The organism is Aliivibrio logei (assembly GCF_001691055.1).
Classification (GTDB): Bacteria; Pseudomonadota; Gammaproteobacteria; order Enterobacterales; family Vibrionaceae; genus Aliivibrio; species Aliivibrio salmonicida.
Window position 1 is genome coordinate 79,379 of sequence record NZ_MAJU01000025.1, and the last position, 14,546, is coordinate 93,924.

At 38.2% G+C, this 14,546-nt stretch carries 12 protein-coding genes and 1 riboswitch; of the genes, 8 read left to right on the forward strand and 4 right to left on the reverse strand.

The features are described 5' to 3' along the window. Positions 1 to 34 precede the first annotated feature (34 nt). The gene (plsB, locus tag A6E04_RS17330) at positions 35 to 2,458 is read right to left on the reverse strand and encodes a glycerol-3-phosphate 1-O-acyltransferase PlsB (protein ID WP_065611973.1); all 2,424 of its coding nucleotides are present in this window, start codon (positions 2,456 to 2,458) and stop codon (positions 35 to 37) included. A 241-nt stretch (positions 2,459 to 2,699) separates the two neighbouring features. Between plsB and lexA the strand changes: the two genes are divergently transcribed. From lexA to dinF, 3 genes are all read left to right on the forward strand, one after another. After that, positions 2,700 to 3,323, forward strand: a complete 624-nt coding sequence (gene lexA / locus A6E04_RS17335) for a transcriptional repressor LexA (protein WP_012551311.1) — start codon at positions 2,700 to 2,702, stop codon at positions 3,321 to 3,323. 102 nt (positions 3,324 to 3,425) lie between these two features. Then, positions 3,426 to 4,220, forward strand: a complete 795-nt coding sequence (locus tag A6E04_RS17340; protein WP_026025338.1) for a class I SAM-dependent methyltransferase — start codon at positions 3,426 to 3,428, stop codon at positions 4,218 to 4,220. Positions 4,221 to 4,302: 82 nt separating this feature from the next. Then, entirely contained in the window at positions 4,303 to 5,634 is a 1,332-nt protein-coding gene (gene dinF / locus A6E04_RS17345) for an MATE family efflux transporter DinF (protein ID WP_017020966.1), read from the forward strand. An 88-nt stretch (positions 5,635 to 5,722) separates the two neighbouring features. Here dinF and sthA read toward each other — a convergent pair whose 3' ends face one another. Beyond that, positions 5,723 to 7,138 (reverse strand): Si-specific NAD(P)(+) transhydrogenase, encoded by a 1,416-nt coding sequence (gene sthA, locus A6E04_RS17350; RefSeq protein WP_017020967.1) that lies wholly within the window; start codon positions 7,136 to 7,138, stop codon positions 5,723 to 5,725. A gap of 234 nt (positions 7,139 to 7,372) precedes the next feature. Between sthA and fabR the strand changes: the two genes are divergently transcribed. Continuing rightward, positions 7,373 to 8,050: an HTH-type transcriptional repressor FabR gene (gene fabR, locus A6E04_RS17355; protein WP_017020968.1), complete on the forward strand. Its 678-nt coding sequence runs from the start codon at positions 7,373 to 7,375 to the stop codon at positions 8,048 to 8,050. Positions 8,051 to 8,094: 44 nt separating this feature from the next. After that, the gene (locus tag A6E04_RS17360; protein ID WP_012551306.1) at positions 8,095 to 8,469 is read left to right on the forward strand and encodes a YijD family membrane protein; all 375 of its coding nucleotides are present in this window, start codon (positions 8,095 to 8,097) and stop codon (positions 8,467 to 8,469) included. 69 nt (positions 8,470 to 8,538) lie between these two features. On the opposite strand, the gene trmA is transcribed toward A6E04_RS17360, so the two are convergent. Next, positions 8,539 to 9,645: a tRNA (uridine(54)-C5)-methyltransferase TrmA gene (trmA, locus tag A6E04_RS17365; protein ID WP_065611974.1), complete on the reverse strand. Its 1,107-nt coding sequence runs from the start codon at positions 9,643 to 9,645 to the stop codon at positions 8,539 to 8,541. Positions 9,646 to 9,793: 148 nt separating this feature from the next. Beyond that, a riboswitch (cobalamin riboswitch) is annotated at positions 9,794 to 10,023 on the forward strand. Between the two features lie 46 nt (positions 10,024 to 10,069). On the opposite strand from trmA, the gene A6E04_RS17370 reads away from it, so the two are divergent. The 3 genes from A6E04_RS17370 to murI are packed head-to-tail and all read left to right on the forward strand — an operon-like array spanning position 10,070 to position 13,497. After that, positions 10,070 to 11,917, forward strand: coding sequence for a TonB-dependent receptor domain-containing protein (locus A6E04_RS17370; protein ID WP_065611975.1), 1,848 nt, complete (start codon positions 10,070 to 10,072; stop codon positions 11,915 to 11,917). A 50-nt stretch (positions 11,918 to 11,967) separates the two neighbouring features. Next, positions 11,968 to 12,639 (forward strand): Dph6-related ATP pyrophosphatase, encoded by a 672-nt coding sequence (locus A6E04_RS17375; RefSeq protein ID WP_017020971.1) that lies wholly within the window; start codon positions 11,968 to 11,970, stop codon positions 12,637 to 12,639. Positions 12,640 to 12,699: 60 nt separating this feature from the next. Further along, the gene (gene murI, locus A6E04_RS17380; protein ID WP_017020972.1) at positions 12,700 to 13,497 is read left to right on the forward strand and encodes a glutamate racemase; all 798 of its coding nucleotides are present in this window, start codon (positions 12,700 to 12,702) and stop codon (positions 13,495 to 13,497) included. Here the strand turns inward: murI and A6E04_RS17385 are convergent. Next, a complete protein-coding gene (locus A6E04_RS17385) occupies positions 13,451 to 13,936 on the reverse strand; it encodes an RNA recognition motif domain-containing protein (protein ID WP_012551301.1) in 486 nt (161 codons plus the stop codon). The two genes, murI and A6E04_RS17385, sit on opposite strands and share 47 nt — an antisense overlap. Positions 13,937 to 14,546 lie beyond the last annotated feature (610 nt).

Below are 14,546 nucleotides of genomic sequence, written 5' to 3' on the forward strand. Positions count from 1 at the left end.
TTTTTTATTATCTTAATATTAAGAGATAGCTGATTTAGTCTTCTTTTGTCATAACTGCTTGAATGGTGAGCTTGATCTCAGGATTAAGTAGTCGAGACATATCTCGAGAAAATGGCTCTACTTTACTTATAACAGCAACGCCATCACTGCTTAAATACCCTTCTGCTTTTAAAGTATTAAATAGAATACCAAACACACCTTTATCGAAAAATTCCGGGGCATTAATACCATGTAAACGACTTAAACGTTGCGCCATAATTTGACTTTGCTCTTCTAAATCATTTTTACCTAACTTAGGAGACGCTTGTAAGTGTGTTAATGCAATAGCGTAACGTTGCAGTGTTTCTGAAATCGTATGAGCAAGTAAATGCACTTTCAGAATATTGGTGGCATTGAGTTGTAAAACATCATTTTCTCTTTCGATCAGCTTTTGACGAACCAATTCATCGATATGCTGACTCACCACATCGTTTAATTCACTCTCATCATAATGCAGAAATAATTCGGCTTTAAGGAAAGGATAAATCTGTTGAATTTGTGCCTGAATGTTATCGATAGAAATTGAACGGTATTGCACAACTAATTTTGCTATTAAAGACGGTAATGCAAAAAGATGAATAATGTTATTGCGGTAATAGGTCATTAATATTGATTGATTTCGGTCTAATGAAATAATCTCACCTAGCGTATCTTTTTCAATAACAAATTTGTCTAATGCAATCGCGTGCTCTAATAGCGCTTCTGCATCTTGAGTGGGTACTGTTGCCGTATTCGAATAAGGAATGTTTCGTAATAGCTGCAGGTAGCAATCCAGTTGCTCAGTTAAATCTTCCTTACTAAGAGCGCGCTGACGAGCCGCAAGTAAAGCGGTCGCACATAGTGTTAATGCATTGGCTGCGACTGCGTCATTAATGTGTGTCATCATTTTATTTGCGATGCCATTAACTACAGGGGACATCCACTCTGGCTTTTGTGGTTCAATTGGGTTGATGGACTCAGACCAATTAGGTGCGTGTTCATTAAGGTAATGGTTTAAAGAAATCGGCTCGCCAAAGTTTACATAGCCTTGACCAAAGTTACGCAGTTTACGAAGCGTGCGTAGGACTTGTCCTGCGTTTTCTTTTTCTTTACGTTTGCCTTGTAACTCTTTTGCGTAAGTCGTTACTTCCATTACGTGTTCATAACCAATATACACAGGCACCAAGGTTACAGGGCGGTTTAAGCCTCGTAACATCGCTTGTACTGTCATGGCTAGCATACCCGTTTTGGCCTGCAATAGGCGACCGGTACGAGAACGACCCCCTTCACTGAAATATTCGACGGAATAGCCTTTCGCAAACAACTCGGCTAAATATTCACGAAAAATAGTAGAGTAAAGTCGGTTACCTTTAAAGCTACGGCGAATAAAGAAAGCACCGCCACGACGGAAAATAGGGCCTGCAGGGAAAAAGTTTAAGTTAATACCAGCAGCAATATGTGGTGGTACTAAGCCTTCATGGTAAAGAACATACGAAAGCAGTAGGTAATCCATGTGGCTGCGGTGACAAGGTACATAAACAATCTCATGGCCTTCTTGTGCTAATTTACGCACGGTCGCGGCGTTGTTGATGTTTAAGCCTTGGTATAGACGGTTCCATAGCCATTTAAGAATTCGATTGCCATTCTTGATCAGCGAATAAGAGAAGTTCGTTGCAATTTCTTCCATGATCCCCATGGCTTCTTTACGTACTTTCTCTACATCAACGTTACGGATCCTCGCTTCTTCTAAAATCACTTTTTCAATAGCTTGAGATTTTAATAACCGATTGAATAACGCTTGGCGATTCGGAAGGTTTGGTCCTGATGCCGCTAATTTCTGACGTGAGAAGTGGATCTTTGCTACACGAGCCAGTTTATGAGCTATTGCATCATCTGCACCGTGATTGTCTGCCATGTAGCGCAACGAAACGACAGGACTGATGCGTACCGTTGAATCACGACCAGCTTTAATTAGAGTCACAAACTTTTGTGGCCCATTTAATGGCATTAAATGAGGCTTACTTGTGCCTTCTTTTCCAGGTCTTCTTCCCCAAAGAATTGACGTCGGGATTAATTGAAAATCAGCATCAGGATTATCTGCATGGTGCTTGAGAACAATTTTAAATAAATCCAGAGACTCTTGTGGTAAATCATCATCAGTATCGAACATCTTTGGTCCGATAGAAGTGAATACATAACGAGGGTAAGACACACCATCAATTTCAATTGGAGAAAGAGGATCTGGTAGCCCTAACTCTTTAGCACTTTTTTGCAATGTGAGCAGATCGACATGAGATCGAAACGGCAGAGCATAAATAATTGGGCGCTCAATATCGATATTGAGATCTTCAATTGGATTCGATGGAATAGGAGTGCTCTTTACCATGACCGATAATGGCAACTTGAGTAAAGAGTGATAAATAGTTTGTCCTGTAGACATAATGACAATAACGCCTTAGTTATGTACCGAATGCTCGGTTATATATAGATGCTTACACTTTATTGGCAAGAATAGCAGAACTGGTCAAACCTTTTAATAAAAATGAACAGAATATCCGCAATAGTCAGACTTATATGACATATAAATGAATAAATTAGGCTTATTTTTAATCAATAGGCCTTTCAAAGCATAGCACAGCTGTATATACTCACAGTTCACTGTATAAACAGACAGGTGATTCATGAAGCCACTAACGGCAAGACAGCAAGAAGTCTTTGAGTTGATCAAAGCAAAAATTGAAGATACTGGAATGCCACCAACACGCGCAGAGATTGCTCGTGAATTAGGGTTTCGTTCTGCGAACGCGGCAGAAGAACACTTAAAAGCATTAGCTCGTAAGCAAGCGATCGAAATTATTCCAGGTGCTTCTCGTGGTATTCGTATCCTATTGCAAGATCCTGTAGAGCCTGAAGATTTAGGTCTTCCTCTTATCGGTCAAGTAGCGGCGGGTGAGCCTATCCTTGCTCAAGAGCACGTAGAAAGTCATTACCAAGTTGATCCTAGTATGTTTAAGCCACAAGCGGATTTTTTATTGCGCGTAAATGGCGAGAGTATGAAAAACATCGGAATTATGGATGGCGACTTATTAGCGGTACATAAAACGCAAGACGTTCATGATGGTCAAGTGGTTGTTGCTCGTGTTGATGATGATGTTACTGTTAAGCGTTTAGAGCGTAAAGGTTCAATGGTATTTCTTCATGCTGAAAACGAAGAGTTTGCTCCAATTCAAGTCGATCTTACGTCTCAACACCTTTCTATTGAAGGTATTGCTGTTGGGGTGATCCGCAGTACGACTTGGATGTAATTTATTTTCACTCTTAATTATCTTCTATAAGGCAGTAAATAGTGCTTTACAATTGGTAATGATAGTCATTATCATCTCTATTGTTTATCAATGGAGATGAAGATGACAAATCTCGGCCACAAAATACCTTCCCATCTTTTACAGCCTATGTGGTTGAGAAGTAGAGAGAGCTTAATCGATAATGGTCTTATCTATGACCCTATCGCAGCGGCTGCATGTCAACATTGCCACCTTTCTTCTGAATGCCTTTCTGGCGACATTGATCAAAAACAGCTATTGCATGCCACATTGACCGTTCAATGCGATCAGCAAGTTGCTCAATTTTTAAAACGTCATCCTTCGGGGTGGGTTGTTAATGTTGGCGCAGGTTTAGATACCCGTTTTTATCGTTTAGATAATGGTCTTTGTCATTGGTTAGAGTTAGATATTAATGAAAACTTATTGTGGCGACAGAAGCTTTTTCATACAAATGAGCGTTATTATGTTCGTTGTGGTTCTGCGATTGAACATACATGGATCCATGATTTGCCCGTACCGAGTAATGTGCCTGTCATGATTGTTTGTGAGCAAGCGTTGTTAGAGTGTGATGAACTTCAATTAGCTAAGTTTATTCAATTATTAGGACGTCGATTTCAACATGCTGAAGCAACGATTGTTATTGCGGCAGATAGATGTCATACCCGCATGGGGAAAAAACTAGGTTGTGGTGATTATCAACATGGTTTATATCAACCTAAGCTTCACTTTACTGGTTGGCTTCCTTGGATTGACACGATTTCAATTAAATCGCCTTTTGAACACAATTGTTCTCGCTGGAAATTATGGCAGCGCTGGTTAGCGAAATTTCCTCTGTTTAAGCACCGAGTTACTCCATTACTTGTGCATATGAATTGGTAAAACGAAGCTTAAATTTGAAAAATTTTTGTATTGAGTCGAAGTAAGTAATAATGCCGTCACTTTCTTTGTTGAGTACAAATCTATGTGGCAAGTCTTAAAAAACCTTACATTACACCGACGAGTATTAGCTCTAGCTATTCCAATGGTGTTGTCGAATATTACAACGCCACTACTTGGGTTAGTTGATGCTGCTGTTATTGGGCATTTAGATCAGGCGTGGTATTTAGGTGGGGTTGCGGTTGGCGGTACGATGATCAGCGTGACTTTTTGGTTACTTGGTTTTTTGCGTATGGCCACCACTGGACTTTCTGCTCAGGCCTATGGCGCTGAAGATAAACAATTATTAAGCCAAACTTTTTCTCAGGGAATTTTTCTAGCTTTATGTTTTTCATTCATTCTGCTTATTTTTCATCAGCCTCTCTCCTACGCTATTTTTTCTTTCAGCAATGCAGCTCCAGAAGTGAAGATGTATGCAGAGCAATATTTCTCTATTCGAATTTGGAGTGCACCAGCGGCATTGAGTAATTTGGTCATCATGGGCTGGTTACTTGGGACTCAGAATGCTCGTTATCCAATGTGGTTAGTGATTATTACAAACAGCATTAATATCGTTCTCGATTTATTATTTGTTGTTGGGTTTAATTGGAAGGTTGAAGGGGCGGCATTTGCTTCTGTATTAGCTGACTATTCCGCTTTGTTACTTGGTTTGTTTTTTGTCTTTAAACAAAAAGAAGCATTGTATTTACCTCGTTTCTTGATGCCTCTGTCTGAATTGTTACTTGGGTTTAAACGCTTATTTAAATTAAATCGAGATATTTTCTTACGATCATTATGCCTTCAAGCGTGCTTTACTTTCATGACATTTAAGGGGGCGTCATTAGGTGTTGATATTGTGGCAGCAAATGCGGTATTGATGAGTTTTTTGATGATGATATCTTATGGCATGGATGGTTTTGCTTATGCTATGGAAGCCATGGTAGGAAAAGCGATTGGTGCAAAAAGCAAAACTCAGTTATCAGAATCATTGATTGGAATTACCTTTTGGAGCTTTGCCATTAGCTTATTATTAAGTGTGGCTTTTGGTGTGTTTGGTGCTGGTTTAATTGGGATGATTTCTTCAATCACAGAAGTGCAAAATACGGCGCTAATCTATTTACCTTGGCTTATTGCTATGCCGTTGATATCCATGTGGTGTTTTTTACTTGATGGTATTTTTGTTGGTGCGACCAAAGGGTCTGAGATGAGAAATTCAATGTTTATCGCGATGCTGACTTTTTTCGTTGTGTGGTGGCTAATGACGCCTTATGGTAACCATGCGTTATGGGCTGCAATGATCTCGTTTATGGGGATGCGAGGTATAAGTCTTGCGATTACTTTTTATGTTCAATGGAAAAAAGGAGTTTTCCTATCGTAGGCCAAATACTCTATCGTATTGATTAAAAATAATAAAAAAGGGTTAAGTAAACACTTAACCCTTTTTAGTATTTATTATATTTGAGTGTTTAAAAAAGTCGATTTAAGCCGTTAAGAGCTGCTACGCGATAGGCCTCAGCCATAGTTGGGTAGTTAAATGTGGTATTGACAAAATACTCAATAGTATTGGCGTTGCCTTTTTGTTCCATAATGGCTTGCCCGATATGAATGATTTCAGCCGCACGCTCTCCAAAGCAGTGGATACCTAAAATTTCTTTTGTTTCTCGATGGAATAGAATTTTCAAGCTACCAATATCCATTCCTGCAATCTGGGCTCTTGCTAAGTGTTTGAAAGAAGCTCGCCCTACTTCGTAAGGCACTTTCTCTGCTGTTAGCTCTTGTTCTGTTTTTCCTACTGAACTAATCTCAGGTATGGTGTAAATACCAGTAGGAATATGATCAATCAATTTTGCTTCTGATTTACCTTTTACGATGGCTTGAGCGGTAAATCGGCCTTGGTCATAAGCAGCACTAGCAAGGCTTGGGTAACCGATGACATCACCAACTGCATAAATATGATCGACATCTGTTTGGTAATTACCGTTTACTGTTAACTGTCCACGAGAATCGGCTTCAAGTCCAACAGAAGAGAGGTTGAGTTTGTCTGTATTTCCTGTTCGACCATTGGCAAGTAAAACACAATCCGCTTTCATTTTTTTGCCAGATTCTAAATGCATAATAATGCCGTCATCAGTGGCTTCGATTTTTTCAAAGGTTTCATCATTGCGTATGACAATACCGCTATTCCAAAAATGATAAGAGAGAGCGTCGGACATTTCATTATCTAAAAATGACAGTAAACGATCTCGAGTGTTTATTAAATCAACCTTAACGCCTAATCCTCTAAATATAGACGCGTATTCACTGCCAATGACACCTGCACCATAAATAATGATATGGCGAGGGTCGTGTTTTAGTGAAAGAATGGAGTCACTATCATAAACACGGCTATGATTGAAATTAACACCGGCGGGACGGTAAGGGCGAGATCCTGTGGCAATAATAAACTTATCAGCGGTATACGTTTCAATTGAGCCATCTTTTGCTGTCACTGCAATCGTATTTTTTTCTACAAAACTGGCTTCACCAAAGATAAGAGAGCATTGATTACGGTCGTAAAAGCCTTGTCTCATTCTTGTTTGTTTATCGATGACACTTTTTGCATGGCCTAAAATATCAGAAAAAGTAGAATGAAGACTGGTATTATTCTTACAATAAAGCGGATTTGAATTAAATTCTAGAATACGACTTACTGCATGACGAAGTGCTTTTGATGGGATAGTCCCCCAGTGTGTACAACCTCCACCGACACTTGGCTCTCTCTCAATAATTGCGACATTAAGGTTGGCTTTGGTTAGGCCCATTGCAGCACCTTCTCCTCCTGGGCCACTACCAATTACGATGGCATCAAAATGGGTTGAGCGTGTAGTGGTCGAGTTTGTCATCAGTAGCGCCTTATTATTATCAATCTCGCAACATTGCTAGCAAAGTATTTTAACCTTTTCATTCATTTGGTAAATCAAGTGAGTAAGATAGAGTGGAGACGATCACGTTGTTTGCGGAAAATCATGTGATAATAGATTTCAGTATTTACAGTGGTAGCCAAAAATCGATAATGTGGACTAGCGAATAGTTTGTGATACCCACTCAATTAACTTATGCAATATATGGTAAATAATATGTATCCTGAATTTGAAGCTGATGATCTTAATGCAGTGTCAGAAGTAAAGCAGCCAGTAAGCACTAAAGGTGTCAGGGCTCAGCAAAAAGAAAGAACACGCAGAACCATTATAGATGCTGCGTTTTGCCTACTATGTGCCGAACGAGGTTTCATGAGCTTGAGTTTACGAGAAGTAACAAGAGAAGCTGGTATCGCGCCTACGTCGTTTTATCGTCATTTTAAAGATATGGATGAGTTAGGACTGACTTTAGTTGATGAAGGTGGACTTATTTTACGTCAGTTAATGCGTCAAGCTCGTCAGCGTATTGTGGTAGAAGGGAGTGTTATCCGAACATCGGTTGAAACCTTCATGGAATTTATTGAAGGCAGTCCAAACGTATTTCGATTGTTATTACGTGAACGTTCAGGAACTTCATCTGCTTTTAGAGCAGCAGTGGCTCGTGAGATCCAACATTTTGTTGCGGAACTTACTGAATATTTGATTGCCACAACAGGTGTTGCTAGAGAAGAAGCGTCAGTTCAAGCTGAGGCGTCAGTTACCTTAGTATTCAGCTCTGGTGCGGAGGCACTTGACCTAGATACGCCTCATAGAGATGAATTGTCAAAACGGTTAATTTTCCAATTACGTATGCTATCAAAAGGTGCTTATTGGTATCGAAAAGAAAATAAGATTTAGATGCATTGTTCACCGTGAATCAATGCCTACACGAGGTAAACAACATGACACATGAAAATAGTAGAAATGAACGTAAAACATTAGCGCTATCTGTGGTGACCGGTCTTTGTTTGAATGCCGTTTGGGTTGGATTTACGGTAACAGAAGTTACGTTCTCTATTTTTCCAATTATTGCGTTAATTTTAGCGGCTCAAGGTTTATATCAAGAATATCTACGTGAGCCTAAAGGCGATGATACATCGTTAATCGCTGTGGCTTGTTTCTTTGTAGGTCTGTTTGGTCATTCAGCTTTAGTGAAAGCTCAATACCCAGAAGTGGGTTCAAACTTTTTTTCAATCTTAGTTGCTTTGGCTCTATTACTTTGGATTGGAATTAAAGTTGGAGTATTAAAGAAAAAAGAGGCACCAACAGATTTGTAAATCTTAATTTAACGAAAATAAAAAAGGCTCATAATGTTATGAGCCTTTTTTATTGATTAAATCGAGTGTTTATTTGCGCTCTAAGAATATGCCGGCTTCCATATGGTGGGTATATGGGAACTGATCAAATAAAGCAAAACGAGTAATGTTGTGTGTTTTACTTAAAATAGCAAGATTCTCTTTTAGAGTGTCAGGATTACAAGAAATGTACATAATACGCTCATAGCCTTGTACCATCTTACAAGTGCCTTCGTCCATGCCAGAACGTGGTGGATCGACAAAGATGGTATTGCAGTTATAGCTTTTTAAATCTACATTTTGATCTTTCAAACGTCGGAATTCACGTTTTCCTTCCATTGCATCTGTAAAATCTTCTGCCGACATACGAACAATTTGTACATTGTCTATATTATTGGCTGCAATATTATATTGAGCAGATTCTACGGATGGCTTTGCAAGTTCGGTTGCTAATACGCGATCAAAGTTTTTTGCTAATGCTAATGAAAAATTACCATTACCACAATAAAGTTCCAATAAATCGCCTTGGCTGTCTTGCGTACAATCAACGGCCCATTCCAACATTTTTTGAGCTACAACACCGTTTGGTTGGGTAAAACTATTTTCTACTTGTTTATAAGTCAGGATGTCATCATTTACTTTTAGTTTTTCAATGACAAATTCTTGGTCTAAAACGATTTTCATTTTACGAGCACGGCCGATAAGATTTAGGTTAAAACCTTTCTCGTTTAATTGTTGTTTTAATACTGCGGCTTCTTCTTTCCAAGCATCGTCTAATTGACGGTGATAAAGCATCGAAACTAAGATTTCACCGCTTAATGTTGATAAAAAATCCACTTGGAACATTTTATAACGCAGTGTTTTACTTCCTTTTATTGCTTCTGCAAGTAGTGGCATCAAGTCGTTAATAAGACGAGTGGCGGGTAAGAAGTAATCTACACGGTACTTTTCTTTTGTTTTTTGATCGAACATGACGTAATACATATCGTCACCTTCGTGCCAAATTCGAAACTCTGCACGCATACGGTAGTTTTCAGCAGGAGAAGAAAAGACTTCCAGTTCTGGAACGTCAAATTCAGAAAACATAGCAGATAGTGCTTCTGCTTTCTCATCTAACTGTACTTGATAATTTTCTGGGTTCATGACTGGTTGTGTCATTGTCTCGCCTCACGCTGCTCAAAATAAGAGCGCCGATTTTATTCGATAGAGATCTGTTGTCCAGCATTTGTGTGTGATTGGCCGAAAGTAATTCGATCGACTATGTGACAATCAACACATAACCCTAGACAAATATAGCGTACGCCACTACTATTTCGGCCATGTTGGTGCGCTATTTTTAAATTTAATAATAGCCTGAAAAGGGAATCTGGTGTGAATCCAGAGCTGACGCGCAACGGTAAGAGAGAGCTAGGTAATAGGCATCATCCAAACGGTTGTTTTTCTGTATATAAGGATATAGGAAAAATAATGGGAAGTGACTCCCGCCTAAGTTCATCATTCTCAAGTCCGAAGACCTGCCAACAATAAGCAATACATGATGTATTGCTATATGGACTTAACGCGATTTTAGGAAAACACGGAAATGAAAAAAACTGCCCTTGCGACTGCAATAGTGTCGCTGCTTTCTCACGCCTATACCTCTCCTGCATTTGCAAAAGATTCAGTATCTGAAACAGACGAAGTGATGGTTGTTACTGCCAATCGATTTGAGCAGTCGGCTAAAGATGTGATTGCACCAATGAGTGTCGTTACAAAAGAAGATATTGTTCAGATTCAAGCTAAAACAATTACAGATATTCTCAGACTTCAACCAGGTATTGAGGTCGCGAGTAATGGTGGCATTGGTCAGAATGCATCTATATTCATGAGAGGGACTAACTCTGATCATGTTCTCGTTTTAATCGACGGTTTTAGAATGAACAGTTCCATTAAAAGTGGAATGAATATTAATAAAATACCGGTTAATCAAATTGAGCGAATAGAAATTATTCGAGGCTCAGGCGCTGTTATGTATGGTTCTGATGCGGTAGGTGGTGTAATTAATATTATTACTCGCACCGCTACGAATGATTTGTCAAAATCAGCAACGATTGGTGCAGGGAGTAATAAGTATAAAGAAGGAAACTTTGCGGCTAACACTAATGTTGGAGATAAAGGGCATTTAAAGATTGCTGCTGGCTTCACTCAAACGGAAGGGTATAACGTAAACCCGCAACCGGGATTGAATGATGGTGATAAACATGGTTTTGAAAATAACCAGTTTATGCTGAACTATGAACATCAATTTAGCTCAAACTTAAGTTTATTCACCGGTATTCGTTGGTTCAACAGTACTTCTGAATACAATCATTATACAAACACAAAATCTCAGTCTGAATCCGAATCTATGGCGTACTCAGCAAAAGTCTCTTATAAAAAAGATGCGTTGTTATCTGATTTAAGTTTCAGTTACCAAGATAATGAAACGTTAGAGTACCTTGAGAATGGGTCTTTAGATTCAGAACAAAAAATAGATCAACTCAATGCGCAATGGACAAATCAATATAAATTAATGGATTCATGGTTTGTGAATGCAGGGATTGATTGGACAAATGAACAAGTAAAAGCTGATATTACTAACTTTTCGCATCAAGTCATTATCGATGAAGGTGAGAGTAGAATGTCGACAGGTGTGTATTTAGGGACTGAGTATCAGCTAGAGAAGTTAACCTTAGAAGCGAACACTCGATTTGATAAACATGATAAATACGATGAGTATGTAACTTGGGGAGTTGGTGCAAGCTATCAGATCAACGAAATTTATCGTATCAGTAGTGCGTATAATACGGCATTTAAAGCCCCATCGTTCTATGATTTATCAACTGCACCTGATTTAGAACCAGAAACATCAGATAATATTGATGTTGGGTTAGCGGCTGAATATGCATTGGTAAGTGTTAATTTGTCATTGTATAAAAATAAAGTAGATAATTTGATTATTTACTATGACGCACCAAACTACATGGGTTATAGCGCTAATGTAGATGCGGATATTAAAGGTGCAGAACTGGAATTGCTATTTGATACTGGTATTGTCTCTCATACCGTGATTGCTGAGTATAAAGATCACGAAGATACACAAGGACAACAGTTAGCACGAAGAGCGAAGCAAAACTATAAATGGATTAGTAACGTGAGTTTCGGTGATTTAGATATGAACTTGTCTTATATATACACGGGGAAACGTTCTGATCTTCCTTCTGCCCCTGGTGTAGCAACGAATTATTTAGATCCTTATTCTTTATGGACATTGGCGGGCGCTTATTGGGTAACTACCGAATTAGCAGTGCGTGGTCGAGTGGAAAATTTGCTTGATGAAGAATATGAAACCGCGGGAGGGTACAAACCTGCAGAGCGTTCTTACTATGTCAGCTTAGATTATCAATTTTAAGCATTATTATTAACCGCCTTTATTGGCGGTTTTTCTTTTCTGAGGTTTATATGAAGAAGAAAGTTATTGTTAGTTGGTCATCAGGAAAAGATTCTACGTTAACACTTATTCGATTATTGAAAAATCCTAACTTCGATGTGGTTGCCCTTTATACAACATACGTAGATAATGAAGTTCCATTTCAAGTGACGCCACTATCGGTTGTTCAAATGCAGGCTGATTTAGTTAGCTTACCGCTAATTTCAATTGAATTACCTGCGGTGTTTCCTGCTAATAACGAATATCAACGTTTAGTGGTGGGTGCATTAAAGCTGAGTGGGGTTGAATTTGATGCTGTCGCTTTTGGTGACATGTTTTGTAATGGTATTGTTGAATACCGTAAAAGCTATATAGAGAAAGCAGGATGGGAGTGTGTTTTCCCTCTTGTTGGTGAATCAAGCCATAAATTAGCGCAAGAAATTATTGATTGTGGTATTGAGACGATTCTAGTCACCATTGATTCCTCTCAATTGAGTCATGAGTTTTGTGGGAGATTGTATGATCATCAATTATTGAATGAGCTTCCTAGAAGTGTTGATGTGTGCGGTGAAAATGGTGAGTTTCATTCCCTAGTTATTAAAGCGCCATGTTTTGTGGGTTTTATTCAACTAACAGATAAACGAATAGAGGTAGGGGAGCGATTTACGCATCTACGTTATCAAGCTTCTATTTTACAACTGTAATCCAATCGGTATGATTGTATGTCTATCCCTTTTGTTATTTGAAGAGCTTGTGGTTCCAATATGCCAAAAAACATCTTAATTTTTGATTCTGGTATCGGTGGTTTATCCGTATTTAAAGATATTAGATATCAAATTCCTTTGGCAAAGTATATTTATGCTTTTGATAATGCAGGCTTTCCTTATGGAGAGTTAACAGAAGATATCTTAATAGAAAGAACGTCTTATATTATTCAAAAGCTTTGTCATCGACATAAAATAGATATCGTTGTTATTGCCTGTAATACAGCAAGTACAGTGGTGTTACCTACATTAAGAACACTTCTCTCTATTCCAGTTGTTGGGGTTGTTCCTGCTATTAAACCAGCAGCGCTTGTTTCTCAAAAAATAGGATTACTTGCTACTCCTGCAACCATTAAACGAAGTTATACGTTTGACTTAATTAAATCATTTGCATCAATTTCAGATGTGAAGTTATTAGGGTCGACTCGATTAGTTGAAATGGCTGAAGAGAAAATGGTAGGCATACCTGTCAATTTAAGTGAACTTGATGAGATTCTAAAGTCTTGGAAAGGTCAGGTTGATTGTATTGTACTTGGTTGTACGCATTTTCCTTTTCTACGTAAAGAAATCAAAGAAGTTCTTGGCCGTAACGTATTACTGATAGATTCAGGAGAAGCAATAGCAAGAAGAGTGAAGCAATTATTAGGGAATGTTGACGCTAATGAAGGAGAGCATTTTTTTGGGGAGGTTTATTGTAGTGCCTCAACAAAAAATGAAGAGGCACTAAATAAGACTTTCAAAGAATTAGATTTTAATCCTCTTCAGACTCTAGGCTACCCGAAGTCTTTGGATCGTTAGCAATGCGAACTTTTAAAGTACGTTGATCAAATTCGTTATTGTTTAAGTTTTCAATAACATTATCAGCGTCCTTTGTTGCCACAACAACAAAACCAAATCCTCTACGTTTACCTGTACGTTTGTCTTTCATCAGACGAACAGCAAACACATCACCAAATTCAGAAAATAAATCTTTTACATCTGATTCATTCGCTCGATAAGGAAGGTTACCTACATAAAGGGTAGTACTCGCTTGATCTGAAGTATCAGCACTAGAAATAGTGTCTGTTACTGTTTTAGATTTAGACGGTGCTTTATTAATGAATAAAAGAGTAAAACCTGTAATTACTGCGCCGAAAGCAAAAGCAAATGCAGGAGATACCGATGGAAATACAGAGATTGCACCTGCACCAAGTACAGCAATAGCAATGATAATTATATTTGAGTTAGTAGATTTCATGATAAGTAATGTCTAGTTAAAATAAGTGAAAAAATGATGAATTAACAATAAAATCACATTGATACTACTTATATTATTTATCAATTGCCAACTAATTAAGCCAATGATCATTTGTTGTAGGGCTTTTGTTTGAAAAAAAGTGATCTGTGTAGAAAATAATCACTTAAAAGATAATCGTTAAAAAGTACTTGCCAATAAGTGTGAGGGACTTATAATGCGCCCCGTTCCCAAGGATAAAGCGAGAGCAAAATCTCATGAGAACGTTAAGTTTCTAAGCCTTCTAAATTACTTTTAATTAGGGCTTGACTTAAAATTAAGGCTCTGTATTATACGCAGCCTAAGCAACGAAATGGAAACGTTAAGTTGTTGAAATAAAACGCTCTTTAATAATTTGAAACCTATTAATCTGTGTGGGCACTTGTGAGTTGATAATCACTAGTTTGCTTTTACTTTTCGAAGTGAATGCAAACAAAAATAATCAATGAACTGAGTGACTACACAAAATTACTTTTATGTAAGAAATCAGTATAAATCATTGAGCCGGTTTTGTTTCTGCTGAAACAAACCAAAAAACTTTAATTGAAGAGTTTGATCATGGCTCAGATTGAAC

What these genes read in the sequence shown, in the direction of transcription:
- plsB (WP_065611973.1), bottom strand. Translation starts at nt 2,458, where the DNA reads ATGTCTACAGGACAAACTATTTATCACTCTTTACTCAAGTTGCCATTA.
- lexA (WP_012551311.1), top strand. Translation starts at nt 2,700, where the DNA reads ATGAAGCCACTAACGGCAAGACAGCAAGAAGTCTTTGAGTTGATCAAA.
- A6E04_RS17340 (WP_026025338.1), top strand. Translation starts at nt 3,426, where the DNA reads ATGACAAATCTCGGCCACAAAATACCTTCCCATCTTTTACAGCCTATG.
- dinF (WP_017020966.1), top strand. Translation starts at nt 4,303, where the DNA reads ATGTGGCAAGTCTTAAAAAACCTTACATTACACCGACGAGTATTAGCT.
- sthA (WP_017020967.1), bottom strand. Translation starts at nt 7,138, where the DNA reads ATGACAAACTCGACCACTACACGCTCAACCCATTTTGATGCCATCGTA.
- fabR (WP_017020968.1), top strand. Translation starts at nt 7,373, where the DNA reads ATGTATCCTGAATTTGAAGCTGATGATCTTAATGCAGTGTCAGAAGTA.
- A6E04_RS17360 (WP_012551306.1), top strand. Translation starts at nt 8,095, where the DNA reads ATGACACATGAAAATAGTAGAAATGAACGTAAAACATTAGCGCTATCT.
- trmA (WP_065611974.1), bottom strand. Translation starts at nt 9,645, where the DNA reads ATGACACAACCAGTCATGAACCCAGAAAATTATCAAGTACAGTTAGAT.
- A6E04_RS17370 (WP_065611975.1), top strand. Translation starts at nt 10,070, where the DNA reads ATGAAAAAAACTGCCCTTGCGACTGCAATAGTGTCGCTGCTTTCTCAC.
- A6E04_RS17375 (WP_017020971.1), top strand. Translation starts at nt 11,968, where the DNA reads ATGAAGAAGAAAGTTATTGTTAGTTGGTCATCAGGAAAAGATTCTACG.
- murI (WP_017020972.1), top strand. Translation starts at nt 12,700, where the DNA reads ATGCCAAAAAACATCTTAATTTTTGATTCTGGTATCGGTGGTTTATCC.
- A6E04_RS17385 (WP_012551301.1), bottom strand. Translation starts at nt 13,936, where the DNA reads ATGAAATCTACTAACTCAAATATAATTATCATTGCTATTGCTGTACTT.